The sequence below is a fragment of the Micromonospora sp. CA-240977 genome (assembly GCF_050942285.1).
In the GTDB taxonomy this organism is placed as follows: Bacteria; Actinomycetota; Actinomycetes; order Mycobacteriales; family Micromonosporaceae; genus Micromonospora.
The window spans coordinates 6482632-6508335 of the sequence record NZ_CP192055.1 but is presented as its reverse complement, the minus strand read 5'-3'; the positions used below and the strand labels follow the sequence as shown (position 1 = coordinate 6508335).

The 25704-nt window shown below is 72.3% G+C and carries 29 protein-coding genes; 16 read left to right on the top strand and 13 right to left on the bottom strand.

Going from position 1 to position 25704, the window contains the following annotated elements; all coding sequences use genetic code 11:
• Positions 1–59: 59 nt before the first annotated feature.
• Entirely contained in the window at positions 60–134 is a 75-nt protein-coding gene (locus tag ACQPWW_RS29485; RefSeq protein WP_369814844.1) for a 50S ribosomal protein bL37, read from the bottom strand.
• Between the two features lie 229 nt (positions 135–363).
• Between ACQPWW_RS29485 and ACQPWW_RS29480 the strand changes: the two genes are divergently transcribed.
• Positions 364–579, top strand: coding sequence for a biotin/lipoyl-binding carrier protein (locus tag ACQPWW_RS29480; protein WP_355031251.1), 216 nt, complete (start codon positions 364–366; stop codon positions 577–579).
• Entirely contained in the window at positions 576–1085 is a 510-nt protein-coding gene (locus ACQPWW_RS29475) for a GNAT family N-acetyltransferase (protein ID WP_433127020.1), read from the top strand. Before ACQPWW_RS29480 ends, ACQPWW_RS29475 begins: the two co-directional genes overlap by 4 nt.
• A 14-nt stretch (positions 1086–1099) precedes the next feature.
• On the opposite strand, the gene ACQPWW_RS29470 is transcribed toward ACQPWW_RS29475, so the two are convergent.
• Complete coding sequence (locus ACQPWW_RS29470) at positions 1100–1717, bottom strand: TetR/AcrR family transcriptional regulator (protein ID WP_433127018.1); 618 nt, start codon at positions 1715–1717, stop codon at positions 1100–1102.
• A 112-nt stretch (positions 1718–1829) separates the two neighbouring features.
• Between ACQPWW_RS29470 and ACQPWW_RS29465 the strand changes: the two genes are divergently transcribed.
• Positions 1830–3419 carry an MDR family MFS transporter gene (locus ACQPWW_RS29465; RefSeq protein ID WP_433127016.1) on the top strand — a complete coding sequence of 530 codons (1590 nt, stop codon included), beginning with the start codon at positions 1830–1832 and terminating at the stop codon, positions 3417–3419.
• Positions 3420–3494: 75 nt separating this feature from the next.
• Here the strand turns inward: ACQPWW_RS29465 and ACQPWW_RS29460 are convergent, their stop codons facing one another.
• A complete protein-coding gene (locus ACQPWW_RS29460) occupies positions 3495–5330 on the bottom strand; it encodes a tetratricopeptide repeat protein (RefSeq protein ID WP_433127015.1) in 1836 nt (611 codons plus the stop codon).
• 191 nt (positions 5331–5521) lie between these two features.
• Here ACQPWW_RS29460 and ACQPWW_RS29455 point away from each other — a divergent pair, with 191 nt between their 5' ends.
• Positions 5522–6553: an SIS domain-containing protein gene (locus tag ACQPWW_RS29455; protein WP_357806537.1), complete on the top strand. Its 1032-nt coding sequence runs from the start codon at positions 5522–5524 to the stop codon at positions 6551–6553.
• A gap of 25 nt (positions 6554–6578) precedes the next feature.
• Positions 6579–8171, top strand: a complete 1593-nt coding sequence (locus ACQPWW_RS29450; protein ID WP_433127013.1) for a histidine kinase N-terminal domain-containing protein — start codon at positions 6579–6581, stop codon at positions 8169–8171.
• Between the two features lie 21 nt (positions 8172–8192).
• Here ACQPWW_RS29450 and ACQPWW_RS29445 read toward each other — a convergent pair whose 3' ends face one another.
• Positions 8193–9698 carry a glycosyltransferase family 39 protein gene (locus tag ACQPWW_RS29445; protein ID WP_433127011.1) on the bottom strand — a complete coding sequence of 502 codons (1506 nt, stop codon included), beginning with the start codon at positions 9696–9698 and terminating at the stop codon, positions 8193–8195.
• Between the two features lie 35 nt (positions 9699–9733).
• Positions 9734–10759 (bottom strand): aldo/keto reductase family protein, encoded by a 1026-nt coding sequence (locus ACQPWW_RS29440; protein ID WP_433127008.1) that lies wholly within the window; start codon positions 10757–10759, stop codon positions 9734–9736.
• A 62-nt stretch (positions 10760–10821) separates the two neighbouring features.
• Here ACQPWW_RS29440 and ACQPWW_RS29435 point away from each other — a divergent pair, with 62 nt between their 5' ends.
• The 5 genes from ACQPWW_RS29435 (at position 10822) to ACQPWW_RS29415 (ending at position 15446) form a co-directional block, all read left to right on the top strand.
• Positions 10822–11733 (top strand): helix-turn-helix domain-containing protein, encoded by a 912-nt coding sequence (locus ACQPWW_RS29435; protein WP_433127006.1) that lies wholly within the window; start codon positions 10822–10824, stop codon positions 11731–11733.
• A 290-nt stretch (positions 11734–12023) separates the two neighbouring features.
• Complete coding sequence (locus ACQPWW_RS29430) at positions 12024–13736, top strand: nitrite/sulfite reductase (RefSeq protein WP_433127005.1); 1713 nt, start codon at positions 12024–12026, stop codon at positions 13734–13736.
• Positions 13733–13894: a hypothetical protein gene (locus ACQPWW_RS29425; protein ID WP_167517323.1), complete on the top strand. Its 162-nt coding sequence runs from the start codon at positions 13733–13735 to the stop codon at positions 13892–13894. Before ACQPWW_RS29430 ends, ACQPWW_RS29425 begins: the two co-directional genes overlap by 4 nt.
• The gene (locus ACQPWW_RS29420) at positions 13891–14652 is read left to right on the top strand and encodes a phosphoadenylyl-sulfate reductase (protein ID WP_433127003.1); all 762 of its coding nucleotides are present in this window, start codon (positions 13891–13893) and stop codon (positions 14650–14652) included. The genes ACQPWW_RS29425 and ACQPWW_RS29420 overlap by 4 nt, the downstream gene beginning before the upstream one ends.
• Positions 14634–15446: a sirohydrochlorin chelatase gene (locus ACQPWW_RS29415; protein WP_433127002.1), complete on the top strand. Its 813-nt coding sequence runs from the start codon at positions 14634–14636 to the stop codon at positions 15444–15446. The genes ACQPWW_RS29420 and ACQPWW_RS29415 overlap by 19 nt, the downstream gene beginning before the upstream one ends.
• Positions 15447–15513: 67 nt before the next feature.
• Here the strand turns inward: ACQPWW_RS29415 and ACQPWW_RS29410 are convergent, their stop codons facing one another.
• Both ACQPWW_RS29410 and ACQPWW_RS29405 read right to left on the bottom strand, forming a co-directional pair.
• The gene (locus tag ACQPWW_RS29410) at positions 15514–15771 is read right to left on the bottom strand and encodes a WhiB family transcriptional regulator (RefSeq protein WP_007072794.1); all 258 of its coding nucleotides are present in this window, start codon (positions 15769–15771) and stop codon (positions 15514–15516) included.
• Positions 15772–16220: 449 nt separating this feature from the next.
• Positions 16221–17171: a diacylglycerol/lipid kinase family protein gene (locus ACQPWW_RS29405; protein ID WP_433127001.1), complete on the bottom strand. Its 951-nt coding sequence runs from the start codon at positions 17169–17171 to the stop codon at positions 16221–16223.
• On the opposite strand from ACQPWW_RS29405, the gene ACQPWW_RS29400 reads away from it, so the two are divergent.
• Positions 17170–17604, top strand: a complete 435-nt coding sequence (locus tag ACQPWW_RS29400) for a hypothetical protein (RefSeq protein ID WP_433126999.1) — start codon at positions 17170–17172, stop codon at positions 17602–17604. The two genes, ACQPWW_RS29405 and ACQPWW_RS29400, sit on opposite strands and share 2 nt — an antisense overlap.
• 59 nt (positions 17605–17663) lie before the next feature.
• Here the strand turns inward: ACQPWW_RS29400 and ACQPWW_RS29395 are convergent, their stop codons facing one another.
• Genes ACQPWW_RS29395 through sodN form a run of 3 tightly spaced genes read right to left on the bottom strand, consistent with a single transcriptional unit; the run spans position 17664 to position 19080 of the window.
• Positions 17664–18071, bottom strand: coding sequence for an ATP-binding protein (locus ACQPWW_RS29395; protein ID WP_357806177.1), 408 nt, complete (start codon positions 18069–18071; stop codon positions 17664–17666).
• The gene (locus ACQPWW_RS29390) at positions 18068–18679 is read right to left on the bottom strand and encodes an N-acetyltransferase family protein (protein WP_433126997.1); all 612 of its coding nucleotides are present in this window, start codon (positions 18677–18679) and stop codon (positions 18068–18070) included. The genes ACQPWW_RS29395 and ACQPWW_RS29390 overlap by 4 nt, the downstream gene beginning before the upstream one ends.
• Positions 18676–19080, bottom strand: a complete 405-nt coding sequence (sodN, locus tag ACQPWW_RS29385) for a superoxide dismutase, Ni (protein ID WP_433126995.1) — start codon at positions 19078–19080, stop codon at positions 18676–18678. Before sodN ends, ACQPWW_RS29390 begins: the two co-directional genes overlap by 4 nt.
• Positions 19081–19133: 53 nt before the next feature.
• On the opposite strand from sodN, the gene ACQPWW_RS29380 reads away from it, so the two are divergent.
• From ACQPWW_RS29380 to ACQPWW_RS29370, 3 genes are all read left to right on the top strand, one after another.
• A complete protein-coding gene (locus ACQPWW_RS29380; RefSeq protein WP_433126994.1) occupies positions 19134–19514 on the top strand; it encodes a S24 family peptidase in 381 nt (126 codons plus the stop codon).
• Between the two features lie 141 nt (positions 19515–19655).
• The gene (locus ACQPWW_RS29375; protein ID WP_433134653.1) at positions 19656–20834 is read left to right on the top strand and encodes an NAD(P)-dependent malic enzyme; all 1179 of its coding nucleotides are present in this window, start codon (positions 19656–19658) and stop codon (positions 20832–20834) included.
• A 110-nt stretch (positions 20835–20944) separates the two neighbouring features.
• Entirely contained in the window at positions 20945–21907 is a 963-nt protein-coding gene (locus tag ACQPWW_RS29370; RefSeq protein ID WP_433126993.1) for a zinc-binding dehydrogenase, read from the top strand.
• A gap of 332 nt (positions 21908–22239) precedes the next feature.
• On the opposite strand, the gene ACQPWW_RS29365 is transcribed toward ACQPWW_RS29370, so the two are convergent.
• Together ACQPWW_RS29365 and ACQPWW_RS29360 are read right to left on the bottom strand one after the other, a co-directional pair.
• Positions 22240–23199, bottom strand: coding sequence for an alpha/beta hydrolase family protein (locus ACQPWW_RS29365; protein ID WP_433126992.1), 960 nt, complete (start codon positions 23197–23199; stop codon positions 22240–22242).
• Positions 23200–23304: 105 nt separating this feature from the next.
• Complete coding sequence (locus ACQPWW_RS29360; protein WP_433126990.1) at positions 23305–24354, bottom strand: aldo/keto reductase; 1050 nt, start codon at positions 24352–24354, stop codon at positions 23305–23307.
• An 89-nt stretch (positions 24355–24443) separates the two neighbouring features.
• On the opposite strand from ACQPWW_RS29360, the gene ACQPWW_RS29355 reads away from it, so the two are divergent.
• Positions 24444–24905, top strand: a complete 462-nt coding sequence (locus ACQPWW_RS29355; protein ID WP_357403303.1) for a MerR family transcriptional regulator — start codon at positions 24444–24446, stop codon at positions 24903–24905.
• Here ACQPWW_RS29355 and ACQPWW_RS29350 read toward each other — a convergent pair.
• Positions 24787–25332: a nucleotidyltransferase domain-containing protein gene (locus ACQPWW_RS29350; RefSeq protein WP_433126989.1), complete on the bottom strand. Its 546-nt coding sequence runs from the start codon at positions 25330–25332 to the stop codon at positions 24787–24789. The genes ACQPWW_RS29355 and ACQPWW_RS29350 overlap by 119 nt on opposite strands.
• 170 nt (positions 25333–25502) lie before the next feature.
• On the opposite strand from ACQPWW_RS29350, the gene ACQPWW_RS29345 reads away from it, so the two are divergent.
• The gene (locus ACQPWW_RS29345; RefSeq protein ID WP_433126988.1) at positions 25503–25676 is read left to right on the top strand and encodes a hypothetical protein; all 174 of its coding nucleotides are present in this window, start codon (positions 25503–25505) and stop codon (positions 25674–25676) included.
• Positions 25677–25704: the final 28 nt, after the last annotated feature.

Below are 25704 nucleotides of genomic sequence, written 5' to 3'. Positions count from 1 at the left end.
GTACCCGGCGTCGGCCGGGTCGAGCTGATCGGTGACGGGCCGCCGGCCCGTCGACCCGTTCAGGAGTTGGGACGCTTGCCGTGGTTCGCGGCGCTCTTCTTGCGAGCCTTCTTCTTCCGGGACTTCTTCGCCATGCTGACCTCCTCGTGATTGGGGCGGATCCGTGTTGCCCACGACCTCGGCGTCGGTGCGCCCACCGGCGGCCCGGCATCGGGTCCGACCCGCTGATGGTAGTGCGGTCGACACCCGCCGCCTTTCCCCGGGGCGGGTGCGCCATCCCGGCCGTGCCGCTGCGCGTCCACGGGCGGACGTCGCATGATTGGATACGTCGGCACGCACATCGCGAAGAGGGAGGGCCCGGACATGGCCGAGGAGATCCGCGCCGAGATGGTGGCGAACGTCTGGAAGGTCGTCGCGACGGCAGGTGACACCGTGGCCGAGGGCGACACCCTGGTGATCCTCGAGTCGATGAAGATGGAGATCCCGGTCGTCGCCGAGTCCGACGGCGTGATCGAGCAGCTCGCGGTCCACGAGGGCGACGTCGTGCAGGACGGCGACCTCATCGCGGTGATTGCTTGACCGGGGTGCGGGTCCGTCCGGCCGAACCGGCCGACTTCCCGGCGGTGGCCCGGCTGACAGTGGCTGCGTACGAGGCCGACGGCCAGCTCAAGGGCGAGAACGGGTACGGCGAGGTGTTGGCCGATGTGCCGACCCGGGCTGCCACCGGCGCGGTCCTTGTCGCTGTCGACGAGGTGACCGGGGCGGTGCTCGGCTCGGTGACCTTCGTGCTGCCCGGCACCCCGTTCGCCGAGCTGTCCGGGCCGGGCGAGGCGGAGTTCCGGATGCTCGCGGTCGACCCGGGCGCCCAGGGGCGAGGTGTCGGCGCGGCGCTGGTGCGGGCGTGCGTCGAGCGTGCGGCCGGGCTGGGCTGCACGGCGCTGGTGATCTGCTTCCGGGCCGGGCTGGCCGACACGGCGTACCGGATCTACTCGCGGCTCGGCTTCGTCCGCGCGCCGGAGAAGGACTGGTCGCCGATGGCGGGCGTGGAGCTGCTCGGCCTGCGGCTGGAGCTGACAGGCGACTGACCGCCGCGCACCGGTCAGCCCAGGTCGGTAGTGGCGCCGCCCCGGTCGAAGGCCGCGGTGTCGTCGGCCTCGCTGGCGATGGCGGCCAGCAACTCGTCGGCCACCTCCAGGGCGAGCTTGCGGCGTTCGTCGTCGCTGATGTGCGGCGCGCGGACCGCGAACCAGCTGGTGTGCACGGCGAACAGGGACAGCGCGGCGCGCAGTTGGGCGGCCGGGGAGTCGTCGCCGCGGCAGAGCGCGTCGGCCAACGCCAACATCCGACCGCGCATCTGCTGGCCGGCGGAGAGGCTCTTGAGCGCTGTCTGGTTCTGCTCGAAGAAGCGCATCACCGACGGCTGGGTGCCGTCGAACATCGTGTCCGCGTACCGGGAGATCAGCTCGCGGCGGGTGGCCAGGGTGGCGGGCTGCGTCCCGGCCCAGGCGGTCAGCGCGTCCATCCGCTCCAGCCGGTCCTCCACGAAGCTGGCGACGATGTCGTCCTTGCTCTTGAAGTGGTAGTAGAGCGCGGCCTTCGTGACGTTGAGGCGCTCGGCGATCTCCCGCAGCGAGGTCTTCTCGTAGCCCTGCTCGGTGAAGAGCTCGAGCGCGACGGCCTTGATCCGCTCCCGCGTCCCGCCTGTGCTCTCCCTCACTCGGGCCCTCCAATTGGCTTGACCGTGGCTTCCTACCCAACTTACCGTGCGGCTAGTAAGGTGACTAGCCGGGCGGCAAGTAAGTAAGGCAATCCTCGGGGGGAGCTTACCCATGACTCAGGCAACCCAGGCCGGAGTGCGACCCAACAACATCAGGGTCGTGCTGTTCGGGCTGATGATCGCGATGATGCTCGCGATGCTCGACAACATGATCGTCAGCACCGCCCTGCCGCGGATCGTCGGTGAGTTCGGCGGCCTCAACCACTTCACCTGGGTGGTCACCGCGTACGTCCTGGGCACCACCGTCTCCACCCCGATCTGGGGCAAGCTCGGTGACCTCTACGGCCGCAAGTCGGTCTTCCTGACCTCGGTCATCATCTTCCTCGTCGGCTCCGCCCTCTGTGGCATGGCCGGCTCCGGGATGCTCGGCGGCCCGCAGGACGGCATGGTCCAGCTCATCGCCTTCCGGGCCGTGCAGGGTCTCGGCGCCGGTGGCCTCATGGTCGGCGTGATGGCGATCATCGGTGACCTGGTCCCGCCCCGCGAGCGTGGGCGCTACCAGGGCATGATCGCCGGCATCATGGCCATCGCCATGGTCGCCGGCCCGCTGGCCGGTGGCTTCATCACCGACAATCTCTCCTGGCGGTGGGCGTTCTACGTGAACCTGCCGCTCGGCGGAATCGCGCTGCTCGTGTTGATCACCACAATGCACCTGCCGAAGTACCGCACCGAGCACCGGATCGACTGGTTCGGGGCCGGGCTGCTCTCCATCGGCATCACCGCGATCGTGCTCATCACCACCTGGGGTGGCAACGAGTACGACTGGACGTCGCCGCAGATCCTCGGCCTGGCCGTGCTGGGTGTGCTCGCGTTGGTGGCGTTCGGCCTGGTGGAGCGCCGTGTCCAGGAGCCCATCCTGCCGTTGGCGCTCTTCGCGAACCGCAACTTCGCGCTGATCTCGGTGATCGGCTTCCTGCTCGGCTTCGCGATGTTCGGCGCGATGAACTTCCTGCCGCTCTACCAGCAGACCGTGCAGGGGGCGTCGGCGACTAACAGCGGTCTGCTGCTGCTGCCGCTGATGTTCGGCATGCTTGTCGTCTCGCTGGTCATCGGCCGGGCGATCACCAAGAACGGCAGGTACCGGGCGTACCCGATCATCGGTGGCGTCGTGATGACCGCCGGCATGGGCCTGCTGTCCATGCTCGACACCGACACCAGCAAGCTGATGTCCTCGCTGTACATGGTCGTGCTCGGCGTCGGCATGGGCTTCCTGATGCAGACCTCGATGCTTGTCGCCCAGAACAGCGTGGAGCAGAAGGACCTCGGCGCGGCCAGCGGCGCGGCGACGTTCTTCCGGTCGATCGGCGGCTCGTTCGGCATCTCGCTGTTCGGCGCGATCTTCGCCAACCGGCTGGCCAGCTCCGAGGGCGGGCGAGCGTTCGGCGGCGAGTCCGGCGGTGCCGGGATGGACCTGGAGAAGCTCAAGGACCTGCCTGCCCAGGCGCGGGAGTTGGTGCTCGGTGGTCTCTCCGACGCGATCTCGCACGTGTTCCTCTGGGCGGTGCTGTTCACCATCGCGATCCCGGTGCTTGCCTGGTTCATCAAGGAGATCCCGCTGCGGACCGCCAACGAGGCGCCGCCGCAGGCCACTCCGGAGGAGGAAGCCGAGATCGCCCTCGGCAAGGCCGCCCCGGTCGCCTGACCCGAGATCCGCACCGCACGCCGCGTCGCCCCGTCCGGGGCGGCGCGGCGTGCGCCGTTTTCCGCTGCCGCGCGCCTAGTGGGCGCGGGCGCCGCGCAGGCGCTGCCAGAGGCGGCGTAGCGGGTTGCGGGGGCGGGGGAGTGGGGGCGAGATCGTGCCGAGCAGTTCGGTGGCCAGTGCCGCGGTGGCCTTGTCCAGCTCCGGGGCGGCGAGCGCCAGGTGGGCCAGCGAGATGGCGATCGGAACCGGTCGGGCCCGCGCGACGGCGGCCGCGTCGGCGAGCCGCTCCGCCACCACCCGCGCCACGTCCGACCGTACCGAGGGATCCACCCAGGCGGCCGTGACCAGGGCGAACAGCGCCGCCTCGGTGACCCAGTCCTCGACGTCCCAGACCAGATCGAGCAGCACGCGACGTCGGGTCGAGCCCTCCCACGGCTCGTCGGTGCGGTGGTGCAGCAGCCCCAGACAGGCCCACACCTGCACGCCACGGACCCAGATCGACGGATCGTGGGCGGCCAGCAGCCGACCCACCGCGTTGGCCGGCGCCGCCGGCGGGTGCACCAGCAGGCCGAGCAGGTCCGCCACCTCGAGGCCGGCGAGGCCCACCGCCGCGTCGTACGCCGCCGGTGGGTGCGGCCACGCCGGGTGGGCGAGCTGGCCGATCCGTTCGACAGCCGTCGCCGAGGGCGCCGGCAGCGCGGGCGTGGGGACGTTGTCCGCGTAGTGCCACAACCGCTGGGCGGACGCCCGCCGGGGCTCGCGCGGGTCCGGCTCCGACGAGCCGACGACGTCGATCCGCAGCCCGGGGGCGGTGGACGTCGCCGTCCGGACGGCGCTCGGCGGGGCTGCGGCGGACAGGCGTACGGCGTTGCCGGAACCGTTGTCGTCGTCGGCCACCGCCTGGCGCATCGCGTCGACCAGGGGACCGCCGGCCGGGGTCAGCTGGCCGAGCCAGGGTCGGCCGCGGCAGCACTGGGCCAGGTCGCCGTGCTCGTGGCTGTCGTCGGGGTGGTCGCGGACGAAGTCGGCGAGCGCGACCAGGTGGGCCAGGTCGCCGTCGCGCAGGTGCCGCAGCCGGTGGGCGGTGTGCACCGCGCAGTCGAAGGACGGGTCGCGCGCCAGCGCCCGCTCGGTCCACTCCAGCGCCTCGTCCAGCCGGCCGATCTCGGCCAGGGTGCCGGCGATGTCCGCGTAGATCGCCAGGTCGTCGGGGTCCAGCTTGACGGCTCGACCGAGGGCCGCGAGGCCGTCGCGGGTCCGGCCCGCGCTGCGGTACGCGTACCCGAGCCAGACCTCGCCCATCTTCGAGGGTTGCGCGCGTACCCCTCGGGTGGCCCAGCGCACCGCCAGCGCGGCCTCACCGAGACGCCGGGCCAGCGCGGACGCCGCGCCCAGCAGCAGGCCGTGCTCGGGGTGCACGGTGGCCGCGTTGCGGGCCAGCGTGAGGTACGGCGTGAGGGCGGCCCGGTCGACCCGCGGCACCGGATCCGGCAGCGCGGCGCAGACCTGCATGAGGATCCGGGCGATGTGCTCCGGGTCGAGCCGTTCGGCCAGCTCGGGCGCGGTGACCCAGGGCACGCCCGCCCACTGGGTGCCGGGCGCGTACGCGGTCGCCGCGGCCAGCAGCTCCAGCCCCTCGGCGGGGCGGCCGGCGGTGGCGAGCAGGTGCGCGCGGGCGACGACCGCGCCCACGAAGGTGTGGTGGTTGATCGGGAAGAGGCCGAGGCCACCGCCGCTGGCCGTGGCGAGCCGGGCCAGCGTCTCGTGCACCTCCGGGAGGGTGGGGGCCTGCGCCAGCGCGCCGGCGAGGTGGCCGGCGGCGTGGTGCAGGTCGCCCTCGTCGAGTGCCAGCCGGGCCAGCGCCAGCTCCTCCGTCGCGGAGAGCGCGGGGTCGTCCGTTCCCTCGGGCACGTCGTCCTCTCATCGCTGGGCTAGGCCGGGTGCATCACGCCAAGCTTAGTTGATATTGAGATCAACTGGTGATCATCTGCGCACTCCTGCTCGTTCGATTGCTGAGATACGGTTAAAAGTGCAAGACTGAGCAAGAATCGCGCGGCAATCGCGCAGGGGGAGGGGTTTCCGTGACACGTGCAGGGGCCGGCATGGCCGCCGACATCGACGAGCAGCCGGCTGGCTACGCGCGCCTGCTCTCGGCCGCCAACGCCGCCGAGATCGCCCGGGTGGCGGCGGTCATCGCCGAACGTCGCCCACGGCACGTGGTCTTCACCGCCCGGGGCACCTCCGACCACGCGGCCCTCTACGGCGCGTACCTGACCGAGATCCGGCTCGGCCTGCCCGCCGGGCTCGCCTCGCCCAGCGTCGTCACCCTGTTCGGAGCCCGCCCCGACCTGTCCGACGCGCTTGTCGTCGGGGTCAGTCAGAGCGGCGGCTCACCCGACCTCGCCGAGGTGCTGCGCGCCGCGCGCGCATCCGGCGCGCTGACCCTCGCTGTGACGAACGCGCCGGAGTCGCCGCTGGTCGACGTGGCCGAGCTGAGCGTCGACATCGCCGCCGGGCACGAGCGGGCCGTGGCCGCCACCAAGACGTACACCGCCGAGTTGCTCGCCCTGCTGATGCTCGTGGAGGGGATCCGGGCCGGTGACGGCGTGCTCCCCGCGGCCGAACGGGAGGCGCTCGACGCGCTGCCCGAGTTGGCGGCCCGCACCCTGGCCGACGACACCCCGGCCCGGCTCGCGCCGCGCTACCGGTTCGCCCGCCAGTTGGTCACCACCGGCCGGGGGTACGCCTACCCGACCGCCCGGGAGGCGGCGCTGAAGCTGATGGAGACCTCGTACCTGCCGGCGCTCGCCTTCTCCGGCGCCGACCTGCTGCACGGCCCGCTCGCGATGACCGACCCGGAGGTCCCGGTGCTCGCCGTGGTCGGCTCCGGGCCAGGGGGGCGCTCGATGGGCGAGGTGCTGCCCCGCCTCGGCGAACGCCGCGCCGACGTCGTGGTGGTCGGCTCCGCCGACGTGCCGGGCGCCACCCGGCTGGCCGTCCCCGAGGTCGACGAGCGCTACGCCCCGCTGCTGGACATCCTGCCGTTGCAGCGGTTGGCGCTGGCCCTGGCGCTCACCCGAGGTGAGGACCCGGACGCGCCACGCGGGCTGAAGAAGGTCACCGCGACGATGTGAGGGCCGGCGTGGCACCCTGGTCACCGTGTCCACGCTGCGCGACCTCGCCGAGGAGCACACCCATCTCCGTCCGGCCGACATCGACCACCTGCACCGCATCGCCGGCGACTGGCAACTGCTCTCCGATCTCTCCTTCGCTGACCTGCTGCTCTGGGTGCCGGTCGACGCCGAGGGCACGTTCCTCTGCGTCGCCCAGGTCCGCCCGACCACCGCACCCACCGCCTACCAGGACGACCAGGTGGGACGGATCGTCGGCGGGCCGGAGGTGGCCCACCTCGGGGTGGCGTACTCCCAGGGCCGGATCTGGCGGGAGGGCGACCCGGTCTGGTACGGCGACGTGCCGGCCCGGCACGAGGCGATCCCGGTCCGGCTGCGCACCGCCGAGGGGGAGGCCGGCGAGGTGATCGCCGTGGTGGGGCGGGACACCAACCTCTCCACCGCGCGTACCCCGAGTCAGCTGGAGCTCAACTACCTGACCACGGCCGACGACCTGGCCCAGATGATCGCGGACGGCACCTTCCCGCCGCCGCGGCACCCGGGCGAGACCACCTCCGCGCCCCGGGTCGGCGACGGCCTGGTCCGGCTCGACGCCGGCGGCAAGGTCACCTACGCCAGCCCGAACGCGCAGTCCGCGTACCGCCGGTTGGGTTACGCCTCCCACCTGGTGGGTGAGGACCTGGCCGCGCTGCACCGCCGGCTGGCCGGCGATCCGCTGGACGGCACCGAGGCGGCGAACGGCATCCTGGCCGCCCTGCGCGGCGAGGCGCCACCGCGCCGGGAGATCGACGCCCGCGGCGCCACGATGCTCACCCGAGCGCTGCCGCTGATGCCCGCCGGGGTGCCGATCGGCGCGCTCGTGCTGGTCCGGGACATCACCGAGGTCCGCCGCCGGGATCGAGCGCTGATCACCAAGGACGCGACGATCCGGGAGATCCACCACCGGGTGAAGAACAACCTCCAGACCGTCGCCGCGCTACTGCGGTTGCAGGCCCGCCGGGTGGCCATGCCGGAGGCGCGCGTCGCGCTTGAGGAGTCGGTCCGCCGGGTCGCCTCGATCGCCCTGGTGCACGAGACGCTCTCCATGTCCAGCGACGAGGCGGTCGAGTTCGACGGCATCGTGGACCGGGTGGCCAGCGCGGCGACCGAGGTCGCGGCGACCGAGGTGAGCGTCGGCATGCGCCGGCGGGGCAGCTTCGGTGTGCTGCCGGCGGAGATCGCCACCTCGCTGGTGATGGTCCTCAACGAGTTGCTGCTCAACGCCGTCGAGCACGGCTTCCCGCCGGCCGACGAGGCGGAGGAGACCTCTGCGCCCACCGCCGCGGGCATGGTGCCGGCCGTCGCCCCCGAGAGTGATCCGTCGGTACGACCCGAGGTGGTGGTCTCGGCGCACCGGTTCCGCAAGATGCTGCACGTCACGGTGACCGACAACGGGCGCGGGCTGCCGCCGGGCTTTGACGCGGAGCAGGCCAGCCGGCTCGGCCTCCAGATCGTCCGGGCCCTGGTCACCGGCGAGTTGCGCGGCACCATCGAGCTGCGGGCCGGCGCCACCGGCGGCACCGAGGCGGTGCTTGTCGTCCCGCTGGCCCGCAACGCCCCGGATGGTCGCTCCCAACCCTGAGCCGCGCTGTGGGTGGTCGGGTCAGTGGCCGGGGCGGCTGGTCAGCAGGGCAACGGTCAGGCCGGGGCGCGGCCAGACCTGGGCGACGGCGAAGTCGGCGCGCAGGGCTTCGCCCTTGGCGCCGGTCACGGCGGCCAACGGCTCGACCTGCCGGCCGGCGATCACCAGCCACACCCGTGTCGTACCGGCCAGGCACTGCGCGGGCTGGGGGCACTCGGCGGCCCACAGGTCGCCCCGGCGGGCCTCGTCCTCGGTGACCAGCACGTCCCGTGGTGGGTCGTCGAGGTGGTACTCGATGCCGAGGTCGAGGAAGAGCCAGCTCTGCCGGGGCGAGTAGACCACCGCGTCGCCCGGCCGCTGACCGTCGGCGATCACCCGCGCCGCGCCCGCGTAGTCCACCGGCGCGCTGCGCGGCCATTCGTGGGTGCGCCGCAGCGCCGCCTGGTCGGGAAGGCCGAGCAATCCGGCCAGGACCACCACGGCGAGCGCGGCCGGCACGGCCACCGCGGCCAACGCCGCGCCCGCCAGCAGGCAGGCGAAGGGCACCACGAAGACCAGGTACCGGGGCACCCACAGCGGTACGACCTCGCCGGCGGCGAAGAGCAGCAGCATGGGCAGCAGCACCGCGCCCACCGGCAGCAGGGCACGACGCCCGAGCCGGGCCGCGCCCAGCGCGGCGACCCCGACCAGCAGGCCGCCCACCACGCTGCTCTGTGTCACGCCACCCGGCAGCGCGGTCAGGTCGTCCCACCGCACCAGGCTGACCCAGTTCAGCTGCCGGGACCGCTGGGCCCGGGCCTTGAGCAGCAGGGGAGCGACAAGCAGCGCGACCGGCACCACGGCGAGCACCCACCGCCACACCCGCCGGTCCCGCTCCCCGGTGCGACGGTCCCGGTTGGCGACGCCGACCACGGCCGGGCCGGCCCACCAGACGAGCAGCACGACCAGACCGTGCGCCGCGAGCAGGGTGAGGGCGATCAGGTGGATGAGCCCGAGCGCGGCCACGGCGACGGCGTATCCGGCCCAGCGGGCCCAGCTCGGCCGGCGCAGTGCGGCAACCAGCAGCAGGGTGGCGAGCACCGCGAGCATGGTGGCCAACGCGTACGGGCGGGCCTCCTGCCCGTAGCGGGACGTGCCGGGGAGGACCGCGAACAGCAGCCCGGCGAACAGCCCCGTGCGCCGGTCGACGAGCCGTGAGCCGAGCACGGCGAGCAACCCGGCCGCCACGGCCATTGCCAGCACGGCCGGTACGCGCAGGGCGACGGTGGAGTCGCCGACGATCGCGGTCCAGCAGTGCATCAGCAGGTAGTACGGCCCGGTGGCGGCGTCGATGGTGCCGGCCAACCGGGCCAGGTCCTCGGGCGACCGGCTGGCCGCGCTCCAGGTCGCCAGCTCGTCGCGCCAGAGCTGGGCGGAACCCAGCCCGGTCACTGTCACCGCCAGGGTCAGCAGCGCCGGGGCGAGCCAGACCGGTACGCGGCGCAGGTGCACCCACGCCGCGCCGGTCGACTCGGACAATCTGCCCACGGTCCGAGCCTGCCACGGTCCTGCCGTCCGTGGTGTCAGCCGGCCGCAGGCGGCGGACGCCAGGCGGGCATCACGTCGTTCGGCCGGGCCGTCTTCGCCGGATCACGCTCGACGAGCTCGCCGAGCACGGCATCGATCCGCTCCATCAGCTCGTCGTCCAGCCGGACCTCGGCCGCGCCGGCGGTCTCGGCGAGCTGCCCGGGTCGTGACGCGCCGACGATCGCGCTGGCCACTGTCGGCCGGCGCAACACCCACGCCACCGCCAACTGGGCCATCGTGCAGCCGGCGGCCTCGGCGACCGACCGGAGCTGACGGACCCGGGAGAGCAGCAGATCCGAGGAGTAGCGGGCGATGAACGACCCGCCGAAGGCGTCGGTGGCCCGGGAGTCGGCGGGCGGGCGTCGGCCGGGCTCGTACTTGCCGGTCAGCACGCCCATCGCGAGCGGCGCCCAGGCGAGCTGACCCAGCCCGAGTTCCGCGCTGGTGGGCACCACCTCGGCCTCCGCCACCCGCCACAGCATCGAGTACTGCGGCTGGTTGGCGATGAACGGGACGTGCAGGTCGGCGGCGAGCCGCCGGCCCGCACGCAGTTGCGGGGCGGTCCACTCGGAGGCGCCGACGTAGAGCACCTTGCCCTGCCGGACCAGGTCCGCGAAGGCGAGCATCGTCTCCTCCAGCGGCACGCTGTCGTCGTACCGGTGTGCCTGGTAGAGGTCGACGTAGTCGGTGCCCAGCCGACCCAGCGAGGCGTGGCAGCTCTCGATGATGTGCTTGCGGGACAGTCCGGAGTCGTTGGCGCCCGGCCCGACCGGCAGGAACACCTTCGTGCACAGCTCGATCGAGCTGCGCCGGACGCCGCTCAGCGCCCTGCCCAGCGCCAGCTCGGCCCGCCCCTGGGCGTACCGGTCCGCGGTGTCGAAGGTGGTGATGCCCGCGTCCAGGGCGGCGGCCACGCAGGCGCCCGCCGTGTCGTCGTCGAGCTGGTTGCCGTGGGTGACCCAGTTGCCGTACGCGACCGCGCTGACGCGCAGGCCCGACCGGCCCAGTTGCCTGTATTCCATAGCGGGATCCTCAGGCGGTCGCGCGCTGTCGCCGAACCGTTCGAACGTGGTCGAATCTGTCGGTGATCGAGGTTCAGTTCACGCCGGACGATCTGAGTCGGGTCCGGTTCGTGCACTCGCCGCTGGCCGAGCTGGTGGCCAGTTCCTGGGCGCTGCGCAAGCCCGCGAAGTACTGGATGCACAGGCCCTGGCGGGAGCGTGCCGAGCGGCTGCTTCCCGGTGCCGGCCTGGAGCCGCTGCTGGCGGTGCTCAGGTCGTCGAACGGGTATGTGCCGGACTTCCTCACCCCGATCGGGGTGGCCCCGAATCTGGCGGCCGAGCTGCGGGCGGTCGCCGGCACCGACCCGTCCCGGGTGCGGCGGCAACTGGACCGGGCCGGCGCGCCCCGGCTGGCCCCGGACGAGCTGGTCGCGCAGCTCCGTCGCTACTTCACCCTGTTGATCGCGCCGGACTGGCCACGGCTGCGGGCGCTCGCGCTGGCCGACATCCGGCGGCGGACGCTGCTCGCCGCCGAGCAGGGCGGGCGCACCCTGCTCCGCGAGCTGCACCCGTTGATCGGATGGGACGGCGCGGCGCTACGGGTCGCCGTCGGCACGACCAGGCCGGCCGGCCTGGAGGGGTACCCGTGGACGCTGCTGCCCACCTCGTTCGCCGGGCCGACGGTGCACGCGATCATGGAGGGCGACGCCGGGCCGGCCCTCTGCTATCCGCCCGTCGGGTTGGGCGGGCTGTGGACGTCGCCGCCGCCCAGCGCCGCGCTGGGCGCGCTGCTCGACAGTACGCGGGCGGCGGCGTTGGCACTGCTCGACACACCGTTGAGCACCGGCGAGCTGGCCGCGATCTTGGGCCTCGCGGCGGCGACCGCGTCGCACCACCTCACCACGCTGCGGGACAACGGCCTGATCGCCGGCGTACGACAGGGGCGGGTGGTGCGTTATGCCCGAACTGTCCTCGGTGACCAACTGGTCGGCTGAACCCGGCCCGTGATGTGGGATCCAGCACGCGGACATTGGCCGGCCCCCATGGGGTGTGGCAGCATGGGCCCATGACCGCCGCAGTCGTCCGCCGCTTCGTGGCTCGTCGCCACGTCGATTACGGCCGCGTGCGCAGCGCGATCTGTCCGGCCTACTGACGACGCCCGACCAATCTGTCTCGGGCGCGCTCCGCGCCGGCTGTCTGAAGACACCGTTGTCCCGCCCGCTTCGCGGGCCGGCCGCCGCGCCCCGCGTAGCCCGAGGCACAGCAGACAACGGAGGACGCCGCGATGGCGGTCAGCAGCATCCCGGCCCGTTCCGAGGACCCGACGGCCCGCCCGGCCCGGGCGCCACGCCGGCCCCGGGGTGAGGGTCAGTGGGCGCTCGGTCACCGCGAGCCCCTCAATCCCAACGAGCGGATCAAGAAGGACGACGACCCGCTCAACGTCCGGGCCCGCATCGAGAACATCTACGCGCACCGCGGGTTCGCCTCCATCGACCCGCAGGATCTGCGCGGCCGGTTCCGCTGGTGGGGCCTCTACACCCAGCGCAAGGCCGGCATCGACGGCGGGCGCACCGCCGTGCTGGAGCCGCACGAGCTGGAAGACGAGTTCTTCATGCTCCGGGTCCGCATCGACGGCGGCCAGCTCAGCCTGGCCCAGTTGCGGGTGGTCGCGGACATCTCCCGGGAGTTCGCCAGGGACACCGCCGACATCACCGACCGGCAGAACATCCAGTACCACTGGATCCGGGTCGAGGACATGCCGGAGATCTGGCGGCGGCTGGAGTCGGTCGGTCTGCAGACCACCGAGGCGTGCGGCGACTGCCCCCGGATCGTGCTGGGCAGCCCGGTCGCCGGAGTGGCCCGCGACGAGCTGCTCGACCCGACCCCGGCGATCGACGAGATCGTCGCCCGGTACGTCGGCGACAAGCAGTTCTCCAACCTGCCCCGCAAGTTCAAGACGTCCATCTCCTGGCTGGTCGACACCCCGTACGAGTCGAACGACATCGCCCTGCTTGGTGTCGAGCACCCCGAGCACGGCCCCGGCTTCGACGTCTGGGTCGGCGGCGGTCTCTCCACCAACCCGATGCTGGCCCAGCGGCTCGGCGTCTGGGTGCCGCTTGCCGAGATTCCGGACGTGTGGGCCGGGGTGGTCGGCATCTTCCGTGACTACGGCTACCGCCGACTGCGTAACCGGGCCCGGCTGAAGTTCCTGGTGGCCGACTGGGGCGTGGAGCGCTTCCGCGAGGTCCTGGAGAAGGAGTACCTCGGCCGTACGTTGCTCGACGGGCCGGCGCCGGTCCTGCCGGCGAAGCCGGTCGACCACGTGGGCGTGCACGAGCAGGCCGACGGGCGGCACTACGTGGGGGCCGCCCCGGTGGTCGGGCGGGTCTCCGGTGGGCAGCTCGCCCAACTGGCCGACGTGGTCGAGGCGCACGGCAGCGACCGGGTGCGGCTCACCCCGTACCAGAAGCTGCTGGTGCTCGACGTGCCGTCGGAGCGGACGGAGTCGCTGGTCGACGCGCTGCGTGAGATCGGCCTGGAGGCCCGGCCGTCGGCCTGGCGGCGCGGCACGATGGCCTGCACCGGCATCGAGTACTGCAAGCTCGCCATCGTCGAGACGAAGGCCCGCGGCGAGGAGTTGGTGGCCCGGCTGGAGCAGCGGCTGCGTGACTTCGACGCGGACATCTCGATCCACATCAACGGCTGCCCCAACGCCTGCGCCCGCACGCAGGTGGCCGACATCGGGCTCAAGGGGCAGCTGGTGGTCGGTCCCGACGGCCGGCAGGTGGAGGGCTTCCAGGTGCATCTGGGCGGCGGGCTGGGCATGGCCCAGGGGCAGACCGCCGGCTTCGGCCGCAAACTGCGCGGCCTGAAGACCACCGCCGACGAGCTTCCGGAGTACGTGGAACGACTGGCCCGCCGCTACCTGGCCGGCCGGAGCGAGGGCGAGACGTTCGCCAACTGGGTGATCAGAGTCGACGAGGAGGAACTGCGATGAGCAGCGAGAACCGAGCGGCACCTCTGTACTGCCCCTACTGCGGCGAGGAGGACCTGCGGCCGCACGAGGCAGGGCACGGCGCCTGGGAGTGCCACGCCTGCGCACGGGTCTTCTCGGTGAAGTTCACCGGGCTGCTCTCCCGGGCGGTGACCCGATGAGCCTCGTCTCCGCCGCGAGCCTGCGCCTGGTCGGGCCGGGCGCTCCGACCTCCGCCGACCCGGCGGGGCGCAACCCGGACGAGCTGCGGGCGCTGGCCGAGCAGGCGGCTCGGGATCTGGAGGGCGCCCCGGCGCTGGAGATCGCCCGCTGGGCGGCACAGACCTTCGGTGACCGGTTCTGCGTCACCAGCTCGATGGCCGACGCCGTGCTGGCGCACCTGGTGTCCCGGGTGGCGCCCGGGGTGGACGTGGTCTTCCTCGACACCGGTCTGCACTTCCCGGAGACACTGCGGGTCCGCGACGAGGTGGCCCGGACGCTGCCGGTGAACGTCCGGTCGATCCGGCCCCGGCTCACCGTGGGGCAGCAGGACGGCCAGTACGGCCCGCGACTGTTCAACAAGTCACCGGACGACTGCTGCCAGTTGCGCAAGGTGGAGCCGTTGGAGCGGGCGCTGTCCGGGTACGACGCCTGGGCCGCGGGCCTGCGCCGGGACGAGTCGCCGACCCGGGCCAACACGCCGGTGGTGACGTTCGACGCGCGGCGCGGCAAGGTCAAGGTGAACCCGATCGCGGCCTGGACGCAGGCGGATGTGGACGCCTACATCGCCCGCTTCAACGTGCCGGTGAACGAGCTGTTCAAGCAGGGTTACGGGTCGATCGGCTGCTGGCCGTGCACCCGGCGGACCAAGGCCGGCGAGGACGCGCGGGCCGGCCGGTGGGCCATGTTCGAGAAGACCGAGTGCGGGCTGCACGTCTGACCTCGCCGGCGACGACCCCGACCGGCCCGGGTGCGGCCGGCGGGGCGGATCCGGTGGTGCTCGTCGCACACGGCAGCCGGGATCCACGAGCCGCCGATGCCACCCGGGCGCTCGCCCGGGCCGTGTCGGCGGCCCGGCCCGGCACGCCGGTCTGGGCGAGTTGGCTGGACCACACGGAGCCGGGGCCGACCGAGGTGCTGCGCGCTCTGGCGACGGCCGGTCACCGTCGGGCGGTGCTGGTGCCGCTGCTGCTGACCGCCGCGTACCACAATCGGGTGGACATTCCGGCGGCGGTCAGCGCGGCGGTGCGGGCCGGGTCACCACTGGCGGTGCGGGTGACCGACGTGCTCGGCCCGGCGGACGGCACTGTCGAGCCGGGGCTGCTGGCCGGGCTGCGTCGACGGCTCGCCGAGGTGCGGCCGGGCCGCGTCGACGCGCTGGTGTTGGCCGCGGCGGGCACCCGGGACGCGCGGGCACGCCGCTCGGTCGGTCAGGCCGCGGAGGCGCTCGGCGCGGAGTTCGGGGTGCCCTGTCGGGTGGCGTACGCGTCGGCGGCTCCACCGGCGGCCGGTGTGGCGGTGTCCCGGCTGCGGGCGGCCGGCGCACGGCGGGTCGCGGTGTCCGCGTACTTCCTGGCGCCGGGCCTGTTCCACGACGCGGTGACCGAGGCGGCTCGGGCGGCCGGCGCGGTGGCGGTGTCCGCCCCGTTGACCGATGCGCCGGAGCTGGTCGAGGTGGTGCTGCGCCGGGTCGATGACGGGTCGTCCGGCCGCGTCGTGACGCCGGGCGGCTGAACCTGTGGCGGACAGCGGAACGCCCCGGTGGGCGGACCCACCGGGGCGTACAGCGGTGTCGTTGGGATCAGGCGGAGTGAGCGCGCAGCACGCGGAGGCCGCCGCGCCGCTTGACAGCGCGCCGTTCCTCTTCGCTCATCCCGCCCCAGACGCCGGCGTCCTGACCCGACTCGAGTGCCCACTGCAGGCACTGGTCGGTCACGGAGCAGCGCCTGCAGACGGCCTTGGCCTGCTCGACCTGCAGGAGAGCCGGCCCGGACGTCCCGATCGGGAAGAACAGCTCCGGGTCCTCGTCGCGGCAGACAGCATGGTGACGCCAGTCCATGGCGGCAACACTCCTCATTCTGGATGGGTGGCAACAATTGCTTGGTCGTGCTTTTCCTATATGCATCCGCAGTGCCGATGGTGACGGTTAGCGTCTGTCCATTCGGCAGTGCGTGAGCAGGCGGTTAGCGCCGGGGACCTGCTGGAACAGCTCAACCTGACGAGCATATCCAGGCAATGTCCCGGTAACTCAAGTTCGCTTGTGAATACTTTCACGAACGGTCGTGATGTCAAGGGTGACGCTCGGAAAAACTCCGGGCGGTGAGCAAGCCCACAGCCTGTTTGTCCGGTTTTCGGGGCTTTCCCGATTACCCGCCGTGCCACAGTCGAGGATCAATATAGTACAGTCCGCGTGACATTGCTGACATTTCCGGCACCTGCCCCTCGGTGTGGCGGTGACCTGTCGATGCGGTTGCGGCCACCGTGTCGACCAAGGGCAGTACCCGAGACCTAGCAGATTACTCTCAGTGCGGCGGGAACGGAGGTGAATCTGACTTTCTCCCGCTCGCCGAGATAGTCGCCATCGAGCTGGAACGCCTGCGGACGGCTGGAGACCAGGGTGAACTCCGCTGTGTCATGGAGTCGTAACACTTGCCGACCTCGCGGATCGGGCTGCCGGGACAGGAACTGCGTCACTGTCCGTGTTGTGCTAGCCACCCGGAGCTGACGCAACGCCAGCACATCAAGCCCGAGGTCGAACGACGCCGACGGGTTCGGGTTCACCTCCCGGTCGCCCAGGTACGTCCACGGCGCAGTGTTCTGGATGATGACGGTGGCCAGCTCGGCCTCGGCCGGCTCGCCCGGACGCTCCAGGACGATCGCCGGGTGCCGCCGGTCCGAGGCGAAGAAGTACTGGTTCATGATCGAGCGCAGATAGAGCGTCGGCGTGGACACCCGACCCTTGCGCCGGGCCTGCTCCACCCGGTGGATGACCGCGGCGTCCAGGCCGAACCCCGCGCAGAAGGTGAAGTAGCGGTCGTCCGCGCGGCCCAGCCCGACCGTCCGGCTCCGGCCCAGCCGCAACCCTTCGAGGATCATGCTGGTCGCCTCCGGCCACTCGCGGGGCAGACCCAACGCACGGGCGAACACGTTCGTCGAGCCGCCCGGCACTGTCGCCAGCGCGGGCAGCCGCTCGGCCAACGGCGTGCCGTCGGCGCGGGTCGGTGGGTCGGCCGTCATCAGGCCGTTCACCACCTCGTTGACGGTGCCGTCGCCACCCAGGGTGACGACCAGGTCGACGCCCTCCGCCGCTGCCTCCCGAGCCAGCGCCATCGCGTGCCCGCGCCGCCGGGTGTAGCGCACGCTGAGGTCGACTTCGCTGCGCAGCGCCCGGACAAGCACGTCCCGGCTGCGTTCGCTGGTGGTGGTGGCCTTTGGATTGACCACCAGGACGGCGTGCATGGGCGGCACTGTACCTCTCGGTAGCCCGGGTATCGTGGCGCGCGTGACCATCGACTCGGCCCCGTTTCCCGTCACGCTCCGCTGGGCGGTCCGGCTGCTGTGGGCGGAGGCGGCCGTCGTCGGGCTGATCGCCGCATGGCTGGTCTGGGCCGACCTCACGGCCAGCACCACCGACCTGGCGTCGGCGTTGCTGGTGACAGTGTTCGCCATCGGGGCCGCGGCCGTGCTCTGGGCCCTGGGCCGGGCGCTGTCCCGCCGGAGGGCGGGCGCCCGGGCCCCCGCGATCGTGCTTCAGCTGATGCTGCTGCCGATCGGGTGGTTCATGATCCAGGGCGGGCTGGGCTGGCTGGGCGTGCCGCTGATGGCGCTCGGCCTGGGCGTGGGCTGGCTGCTGGTCAGCCCCCCGACGACCCGGGCACTCGGCTTCCAGTGACCGACTTCGAGTGACCGACCCGGCGAGCCGGGCCGGTAGCCGCCGGAGCGGCGGACCGGTCAGTAGCCGCCGGAGCGACGGGTGAGCAGCGCGATAGTGGCCCGACCGTCGACGGCCGTGGCCGAGGCCGACGTCGTCAACGCGGTGAGCACCTTCCAGGCGAAGGACGACTCGGCCGGCAGCGTGGCGCCGCGCACGGTCGGCACCGTCACCTCGACTGTCAACGCGTCCTCGGTGACCGCGAAGCGGCACTCCAACTCGGCATCGCGGGTGGCGATGGCGAGCAGCATGGCGCACGCCTCGTCGACAGCGATCCGCAGATCCTCGATCTCGTCCAACGCGAACTGCAACCGGGCCGCGAGACCGGCGGTGGCGGTGCGGAGCACGCCGAGGTAACCGCCGTCGGCGGGCACCGTGAGGTGCACCACGTCGTCGTCGATCGCTGGCTGGCCAGTCAGTTGAGTCACGCCTCATCCCCCCGGTCGGGGACTCTACCCGGTCGGTCGTCCGTACGCGTGCCAGCGGTGGCGGCCTGGGCGGCCAGCGCGCTCAGCGCGTCGCCACTGAGCCGATAGGGGACCCACTCGCTCATCTGCTCCGCGCCGATCGAGGCGTAGAACCCGGCGGCCGGATTCCAGTCGATCATCCACCACTCCAGTCGCCGGTAGCCGCGTCGTACGCAGATGTCGGCCAGGGTGGCGAGCAGCAGCCGACCCGCCCCGGAGCCCCGGGCGGCCGGCCGGACGTAGAGGTCCTCCAGGTAGATGCCGTGCACGCCGGCCCAGGTGGAGAAGTTGAGGAACCACAGCGCGAAGCCGAACGGCTCATCGTGCGCGTCGACCGCCACGTGACCGAAGAGCGCCGGCGCGGTCGTACGACTACTCCAGTTCGGCGCGTCTGACGCCGCGCCTCGACCTGGAGTAGTCGCGAACAGGGCCGAGGTGAGCTGCTCGACGGTGAGGTGGCACTGGTCGGGGGCGCGTTCGTACTCCGCCAGCTCGTGGACCATGGCGACGACGGCCGGCACGTCCTCGGGACGTGCCGGCCGGATCGTCGGGATGACCGGTGCGGTCACGCCTTCTTGGTCTCCCAGAAGATCTTCGAGATCTCGTCGATCTTCGAGAGCAGCTTGTCGGCGGTGGCCGGGTCGAGGCTGCCCTTGACGCCACCGGCGCCGGCGAGCTTGGTGGCCTCGTTGAACAGGCTGTGCAGGTTCGGGTACTTCTCGAAGTGCGGCGGCTTGAAGTAGTCGGTCCAGAGCACCCAGAGGTGGTGCTTGACCAGCTCGGCGCGCTGCTCCTTGATGATGATGGAGCGGGTACGGAACTCCGGGTCGGTGTTCGCCTGGTACTTCTCGCAGATCATTTTGACCGATTCGGCCTCGATCCGGGCCTGAGCCGGATCGTAGACGCCGCACGGCAGGTCGCAGTGTGCGCTCGCGGTGACGCGGGGCGCGAGGATGCGCGGAAATCGCATCAGGATCCTCCATGGGAAGTTTGCGATGATCAAAGGCGACATTACTCCTGGGGATGCTTTCCGAACGGACGGAGGTGAAACCAGTGGGCACCGATCACCCGCCTGAGGCGGCCCGACTGCGCGGACCGTTGACCGCCGTACTGGTGGTCGGCCCGTCCATGGCGCCGACGTTGCGGCACGGCGACTCGGTGCTGGTCCGTCCCGGTGCCCGCCGGATCCGACCCGGGGACGTGGTGGTCGCGGTCTTCCGGACTCGTCCCGACCTGCTGGTGGTGAAGCGGGCGGTCCGGAAACAGGACGGCGGCTGGTGGCTGCGCGGCGACAACGAGTTCGTCACCGACGACTCCCGGGCGTACGGGGTCGCCGACGTACGGGGCCGGGTGGTGGCCCGCTACTGGCCGCGCCTCGGTCGGGTACGTCGTCACCGGTTATGACCCCGCTCACATCCGGGCGGGGGTGTCGACACTATGCTCGAAGTGTCCGGGTGACCCCCCGCACCGCGTGCCACCGCTCGCCGCCCACCTCGCGGCCAGGCCCGGCCGCCTCACATCTGCTCGACAGATCCTGGAGTCACCATCATGTCGTCCACCGTGGACCCCGCTGATCCCGTCTTCCTGTTGCACCGAGGCGGCAAGATGGCCGTCACCTCGACAGTGCCGCTGACCAGCCGGGAGGACCTCTCCCTGGCGTACACCCCGGGGGTGGCCCGGGTGTGCGAGGCGATCGCCGCCGACCCCGCCCTGGTGGACGACTACACCTGGGTGTCGCACACCGTCGCGGTGGTCACCGACGGCTCGGCGGTGCTCGGGCTCGGCAACATCGGCCCGCGTGCCGCGCTGCCGGTGATGGAGGGCAAGGCGGTGTTGTTCAAGCAGTTCGGTGGCGTGGACGCCGTGCCGGTGTGCCTGGACACCCAGGATGCGGACGAGATCGTCGCCGTGGTCCGGGCGCTGGCCCCCTCGTTCGGTGGGATCAACCTGGAGGACATCAGCGCCCCGCGCTGCTTCGAGATCGAGCGCCGGCTCGACGAGGCGCTGGACATCCCGGTCTTCCACGACGACCAGCACGGCACCGCGATCGTGGTGCTGGCCGCGCTGCGCAACGCCGCCACCCTGCTCGACCGCAAGCTCGGCGACCTGCGGGTCGCGGTGAGCGGCGCGGGTGCGGCCGGGGTGGCCGTGACGAAGATGCTGATCGCCGGGGGCGTCAACCCCGACCAGGTGGTGGTCTGCGACTCCAAGGGCATCATCGGCCGGCACCGCACCGAGCTGACCGGCACCAAGGCCGAGTTGGCGGCGACCACCAACGCGGACGGCCGGCACGGCGACATCACCGAGGCGCTGCGCGACGCCGACGTGCTGATCGGGGTCTCCGGCGGGCAGATCCCCGAGGCCGCGGTGGCGGGGATGGCTCCCGGCGGGATCGTGTTCGCGCTGGCCAACCCGACCCCGGAGGTGCACCCCGAGGTCGCCGCCCGGCACGTCGCGGTGGTCGCCACCGGGCGCAGTGACTACCCCAACCAGATCAACAACGTGCTGGCCTTCCCCGGGGTGTTCCGCGGCGCGCTGGATGCCGGCGCGACCCGGATCACCGAGGCGATGAAGGTCGCCGCCGCGGACGCCATCGCGGGCGTGGTGGCCGAGTCCCTGAGCGTCGACGCGATCGTCCCCTCGCCGCTCGACCCGCGCGTCGCGCCGGCCGTCGCCGAGGCGGTCGCCGAAGCCGCCCGCCGCGACGGCGTCGCCCGCCGGTAGGCGCGGGCTTCGGCCGAGGGCTGCGCCGCCGCCTTTGCGCAGGTCCGGGCCGGGGCGCTTCGGCGTTGCCTGCGGGGCGCGCCTTCTTAACGGGCGCTCAGCTTGTTACCGTGCCGATCATGCGTGCTGCCTTTGCCTCCCGTTTCGACGACGCCGACCCGCTCGCCGCGCTCACCGTCGGCGAGCGGCCCGAGCCGACCCCTCCGGCCGACGACTGGGTGACCGTGGAGTTGCGGGCCACCTCGCTCAACCATCACGACCTCTGGTCGCTGCGCGGGGTCGGGCTCACCGAGGGCCAGCTTCCGATGATCCTCGGCTGCGACGCGGTGGGGCTGGACCCGGCGGGCCGCCCGGTGGTCGTGTACCCGGTGGTGGTCACTCCGGGTGACCCGCGCGGGGTTTCCATCCTCTCCGAGCACTTCGCCGGGACCCTCGCCGAGCGGGTCGCCGTACCCCGATCGAACCTGATCCCGCTGCCCGACGGCATGGCGGCGACCGACGCGGCGTGCCTGCCCACCGCCTGGCTGACCGCGTGGCGGATGCTGACCACCAAGGGCCGCGTCGCGGACGCCGACAGCGTGCTGGTCCAGGGCGCGGGCGGGGGCGTCGCCACCGCGGCCGTCGCGCTCGCCGTCGCGATGGGCAAGCGGGTGTACGCGACCAGCCGCGACGCCGTCAAGCGGGACCGGATCTCGGCTCTCGGCGCCACCGCGGTGGAACCCGGTGCCCGGCTGCCGGAGCGCGTCGACGTGGTGATCGAGACGGTCGGCGCGGCCACCTTCGACCACTCGCTGAAGTCGGCGGCGCCGATGGCCCGGATCGTGGTCTCCGGCGCGACCGCCGGGCACGAGCCGTCGGTCAACCTGCGTCGGGTCTTCGCGATGCAGCTGGAGATCCTGGGCACCTCGATGGGCACTCCGGGTGAGCTGTACGAGCTGTTGGCGTTCTGCTCCGACAACGAGGTGCGCCCGGTGGTGGACAGCGTGGTGCCGTTCAGCCGGGTCGAGGACGCCTTCGCCCGCCTGCACTCCGGGGACGCCTTCGGCAAGGTCGTCATCGACCACACCGCCTGACCCACCCCGCGGCCCGTCCCGCGCTGCCCCGCACCCCGCTGCCCGCTCGTCCCGCGCTGTCCGCCCCAAGGTCACACAACATCGTGGAAATAGTGGCCTCAGGCGACGCTGAGGCCACTATTTCCCGGTTACTGCGCGATCTTGTGGGCGAGGCGAGGCGAGGCGAGGCGAGGCGGGGCGGGCGGCGGGGTGGCGGGGCGCGGCAAGACCGGGCGCGGCGCGGGGTGGCGTGGCGGGACGGGGGCGGGGCGCGAGGCAGCGATGCGCGGCATGGCGGGACGGGGCGGGGCAGGACGCGGGGAGGCGTGGCGGGAGCGGGGTGGGGCGGAGCCTCAGAGGTGGTCGTCGAAGGTGGCGATGTCGCCGCGGGTCGCGCCGGTGGAAATGCGCTGCTTGGCCGCCGCGTCGCCGTAGAGCGACCAGCGGAGGAATTCGATCGACGTGTCCGAGACCACCCGCAGTGCGGCCTTGTCCTTGAGCATCGTCTGCCCGTGGTCGCCCTTCGGCAGGCTCAGCATCGCTTTGGGCCAGGGCACCTTGTCGTACGCGGCCTTGCCTGCCGCGTACTCGACGACCTTGTCCAGCTCACCGTGCACGAACAGTTGCGGCGCGGCCGCGCCGGCGAACGCGGTGCCCACCCCGAGCGCGGTGCCCGCGAACACCACCCCCGCGTCCAGCCGCTCGTCCCGGTTGGCGGTGAACAGCCCGATCGTGGTCACCCCGCCGGCCGAGTGCCCGGCCGCGGCGACCCGCTCGGTATCCAGCTGGCCCTGCAACTGGTCGTCGGCCTTGGCGTCCAGCGCGAGCACCTGGTCCAACGCGTAGGACACGTCGGCCGGCTGGTTGAGCACGTCGAGGACGTCGATGTCAGTGCCCTTGGCGGTGTGCGGGAATGTCGGCGCGGCCACCACGAACCCTGCCCTCGCCCAGCGGCTCAGCAGCGTGGCGTAGTCGTCCGGCCGACCGCCCAGCCCGTGGCTGAACATCACCACCGGGAACCGCCGGCCCTTCGCCGCAGCCGCCCCCCACCTGACCGGGCCGCCGATCTCCCCGGCGGCCGGGTACCAGATCTTCACCGGCAGCGCCCGGCCGTCGCGGTTCAGCTTCAGGTCGCGTACCCCGACGGGGTAGGGATTCACCGGCGCGTGCCCGGCGGGGACCTGCGGCGTCGCCGCGGCGGTGGGCTCCGGCGCGGCCGGCGCGCGCCGAGCCGGGGCGTCCGTGGAGCAGCCGGCCAGAACGGCCAGCAGCAGGGCGGTGATCAGCATTGTGGGGGTGGCGCGACGCGGCATGAACCCGATTGTGCCCTGCCCGCCGGAACCGCCCGGCGGGCTTCGACGTGCTGCGCCCGCCCGATCACCGTCCGCTGCGTCCGGGCGTCCGGGCGTCCGGCTCGGTCAGGCCGCGGCCCGGTCGGCCAGGGGGCGTCGCCGCAGCGCCGGGTCGGTAAGTGAACGCGGTGGGAAGGCGGCGTTCGGGTTGTACCGGTTGGTGCCGGGCGGCACTATCTCGTCGATCCGGTCGAGGGTCGCGTCGTCCAGGGTGAGCGCGGCCCCCTTCAGCAGGTCCCCCAGCTGCGAGCTGGTGCGCGGTCCGATGATCGCCGAGGTGACGGCCGGGTGGGCCACGGTGAAGGCGGTGGCGAGCTGGGGCAGCGTGCAGCCGATGCTGTTCGCGAGGTCGACGAGCTGTTCGACGGCGTCGAGCTTGGCCGCGTTCTCGGCGATCGTGGGATCGAACTGCGCTGGCCGCAGGGCGGCCCGCCCGGTCGACAGGTCGACGGGCTGGTCCCGGCGGTACTTTCCGCTGAGAAACCCGAAGGCGAGCGGGCTCCAGACCAACACCCCCATGCCGTAGCGCCGGCAGACCGGCAGGGTGGAGGCTTCGACGCCGCGGGCCAGGATCGAGTACGGCGGCTGCTCGGTGCGCAGGCGTCCGAGGCCGCGGCGCTCGGCTACCTGGTGCGCCTCGACGATCTCCTCGGCGGGGAACGTCGAGCAGCCGAAGGCGCGGATCTTGCCGGCGCGGACCAGGTCGGTGAGCACCGAGAGCGTCTCCTCGATGTCGGTCGAGGGGTCGGGACGGTGCACCTGGTAGAGGTCGATCCAGTCGGTGCCCAACCGCCGTAGGCTCCCCTCGACCGCCTGGAGGATCCACCGTCGCGAGTTGCCACCCCGGTTGGGCCCCTCGCCCATCGGGAAGTGCACCTTGGTGGCGAGCACGACGTCGTTGCGGCGCCCGCGCAGCGCCTTGCCCACGATCTGTTCGGACTCACCCTGGCCGTACATGTCGGCGGTGTCGATGATGTTGATGCCCTGGTCCAGGGCGGTGTGGATGATGCGGGCACAGTCGTCGTGGTCGGGATTGCCGACGGCACCGAACATCATGGTCCCGAGGCAGTGGGTGCTCACCTCGATACCGGTGCCGCCGAGGGTGCGATAGCGCATGCCGATGCTCTCCTAGCTGATTCAGTGTGATCAACCGGCACCGTAGGAGCTTGAGTCGGCTCTAGGTCAACCCCGTTACCCTGCTCGGCATGGCTGAGGTCACCGCGGCGCTGAGCATCGGACAGGTCGCTGAACGCACCGGCTTGAGCGTGCACACGCTCCGCTTCTACGAACAGCAAGGAATTTTCGTCAGCGCCGTACGCCGTGCGTCCACCGGACGTCGCGTCTACAGCCAGGACGACGTGGACTGGTTGGGGGTCTGCGTCATCCTCCGCGCCTCCGGCATGCCGCTGCCCGCGCTGCGCCGCTACACCGAACTCGTTCGCGAAGGCGCGGGCAACGAGGAGGAACGACTCGCGCTCCTCCGCGAGCACCACGGGCGCGTCCGGGACCAGCTCGGCCGGCTCACCCAGTGCCTCGACCTGATCACCTTCAAGGTCGGGGTGTACGAGGACATCCTCGACCAGGAAGGGCCAGCAGCCGGGTCAGGTCGTCCGCGTCCTTCGGTCGGCGGGGACGTTCCGGCATCCAGACCGGGTACATCTGCTTGAACGCGATCTGGGCCGCCACCGAGATGGTCGGCACGCTGAGTGGGCCGATCCGGCCGGGCGGGGCGTCGAGCATCCCGGCCGGCAGCGGGGTGCCGTCCCACGGGCCGGCGCCCACCGTCGGCCCGCCGGCAGCATTCCGCCCGAGGTAGGCGATGCTGACCTCCACGTCGCCGGCGAACAGCTCGAGCTGCACCTCCACCGGCATCCGTGGGTCGAGACGCCAGCCCAGGGCCAGCAGGAGCGTGGCCAGCCGGTCCGCGTCCTCCCGCCAGCAGTACCAGTCGACGTCGACGTGCGGGCGCGTCACCGCGCCGACCTGGAAGTCCATCGCCCAGCCGCCGCGCAGCCACGTCGGTATGCCGGCCGACCTGGTCACCGCGACCACCTCGGCGATGGTCGCCAACTGCCGGCGCGTGAACCCGTCCACCAGGTCACCGTACTGGCAGGGTCAGCCGACCGGGCGGGTGTGGCGACCCCGCCGCCCGGCCCGGATACACCCGCCAGCCGGTCGGGTCGCCTCCGCCGGCCGGGTCCACCCCTCCGGACGCGGTGGGCCGGGGACGGTGTCTCGTCACCAGCTTCGCTAGGGTCACCGGCATGCCTGAGAACTACACGGACCCCAGCGGCAACACGGAGGCGTTCCGCGCCTTCAACCAGACGCCGGAGGCCGCGGCGCCGACGGAGGCCCCGTCCCGCCTGCCGCTCATCATCGGTGCGGCAGCGGTCGTCGTGGTGGTTGTGGCACTCGTCGCCTGGTTGGCGACCGGCTGATCGGTATCTACCGGCCCGCGCGCACCCT

Coding starts and splice junctions, on each gene's coding strand:
- ACQPWW_RS29480 (WP_355031251.1), top strand. CDS start 364: ATGGCCGAGGAGATCCGCGCCGAGATGGTGGCGAACGTCTGGAAGGTC.
- ACQPWW_RS29465 (WP_433127016.1), top strand. CDS start 1,830: ATGACTCAGGCAACCCAGGCCGGAGTGCGACCCAACAACATCAGGGTC.
- ACQPWW_RS29455 (WP_357806537.1), top strand. CDS start 5,522: ATGGCCGCCGACATCGACGAGCAGCCGGCTGGCTACGCGCGCCTGCTC.
- ACQPWW_RS29440 (WP_433127008.1), bottom strand. CDS start 10,759: ATGGAATACAGGCAACTGGGCCGGTCGGGCCTGCGCGTCAGCGCGGTC.
- ACQPWW_RS29430 (WP_433127005.1), top strand. CDS start 12,024: ATGGCGGTCAGCAGCATCCCGGCCCGTTCCGAGGACCCGACGGCCCGC.
- ACQPWW_RS29425 (WP_167517323.1), top strand. CDS start 13,733: ATGAGCAGCGAGAACCGAGCGGCACCTCTGTACTGCCCCTACTGCGGC.
- ACQPWW_RS29420 (WP_433127003.1), top strand. CDS start 13,891: ATGAGCCTCGTCTCCGCCGCGAGCCTGCGCCTGGTCGGGCCGGGCGCT.
- ACQPWW_RS29410 (WP_007072794.1), bottom strand. CDS start 15,771: ATGGACTGGCGTCACCATGCTGTCTGCCGCGACGAGGACCCGGAGCTG.
- ACQPWW_RS29400 (WP_433126999.1), top strand. CDS start 17,170: ATGGGCGGCACTGTACCTCTCGGTAGCCCGGGTATCGTGGCGCGCGTG.
- ACQPWW_RS29405 (WP_433127001.1), bottom strand. CDS start 17,171: ATGCACGCCGTCCTGGTGGTCAATCCAAAGGCCACCACCACCAGCGAA.
- sodN (WP_433126995.1), bottom strand. CDS start 19,080: ATGCGATTTCCGCGCATCCTCGCGCCCCGCGTCACCGCGAGCGCACAC.
- ACQPWW_RS29380 (WP_433126994.1), top strand. CDS start 19,134: ATGCTTTCCGAACGGACGGAGGTGAAACCAGTGGGCACCGATCACCCG.
- ACQPWW_RS29365 (WP_433126992.1), bottom strand. CDS start 23,199: ATGCCGCGTCGCGCCACCCCCACAATGCTGATCACCGCCCTGCTGCTG.
- ACQPWW_RS29360 (WP_433126990.1), bottom strand. CDS start 24,354: ATGCGCTATCGCACCCTCGGCGGCACCGGTATCGAGGTGAGCACCCAC.
- ACQPWW_RS29355 (WP_357403303.1), top strand. CDS start 24,444: ATGGCTGAGGTCACCGCGGCGCTGAGCATCGGACAGGTCGCTGAACGC.
- ACQPWW_RS29345 (WP_433126988.1), top strand. CDS start 25,503: ATGCCTGAGAACTACACGGACCCCAGCGGCAACACGGAGGCGTTCCGC.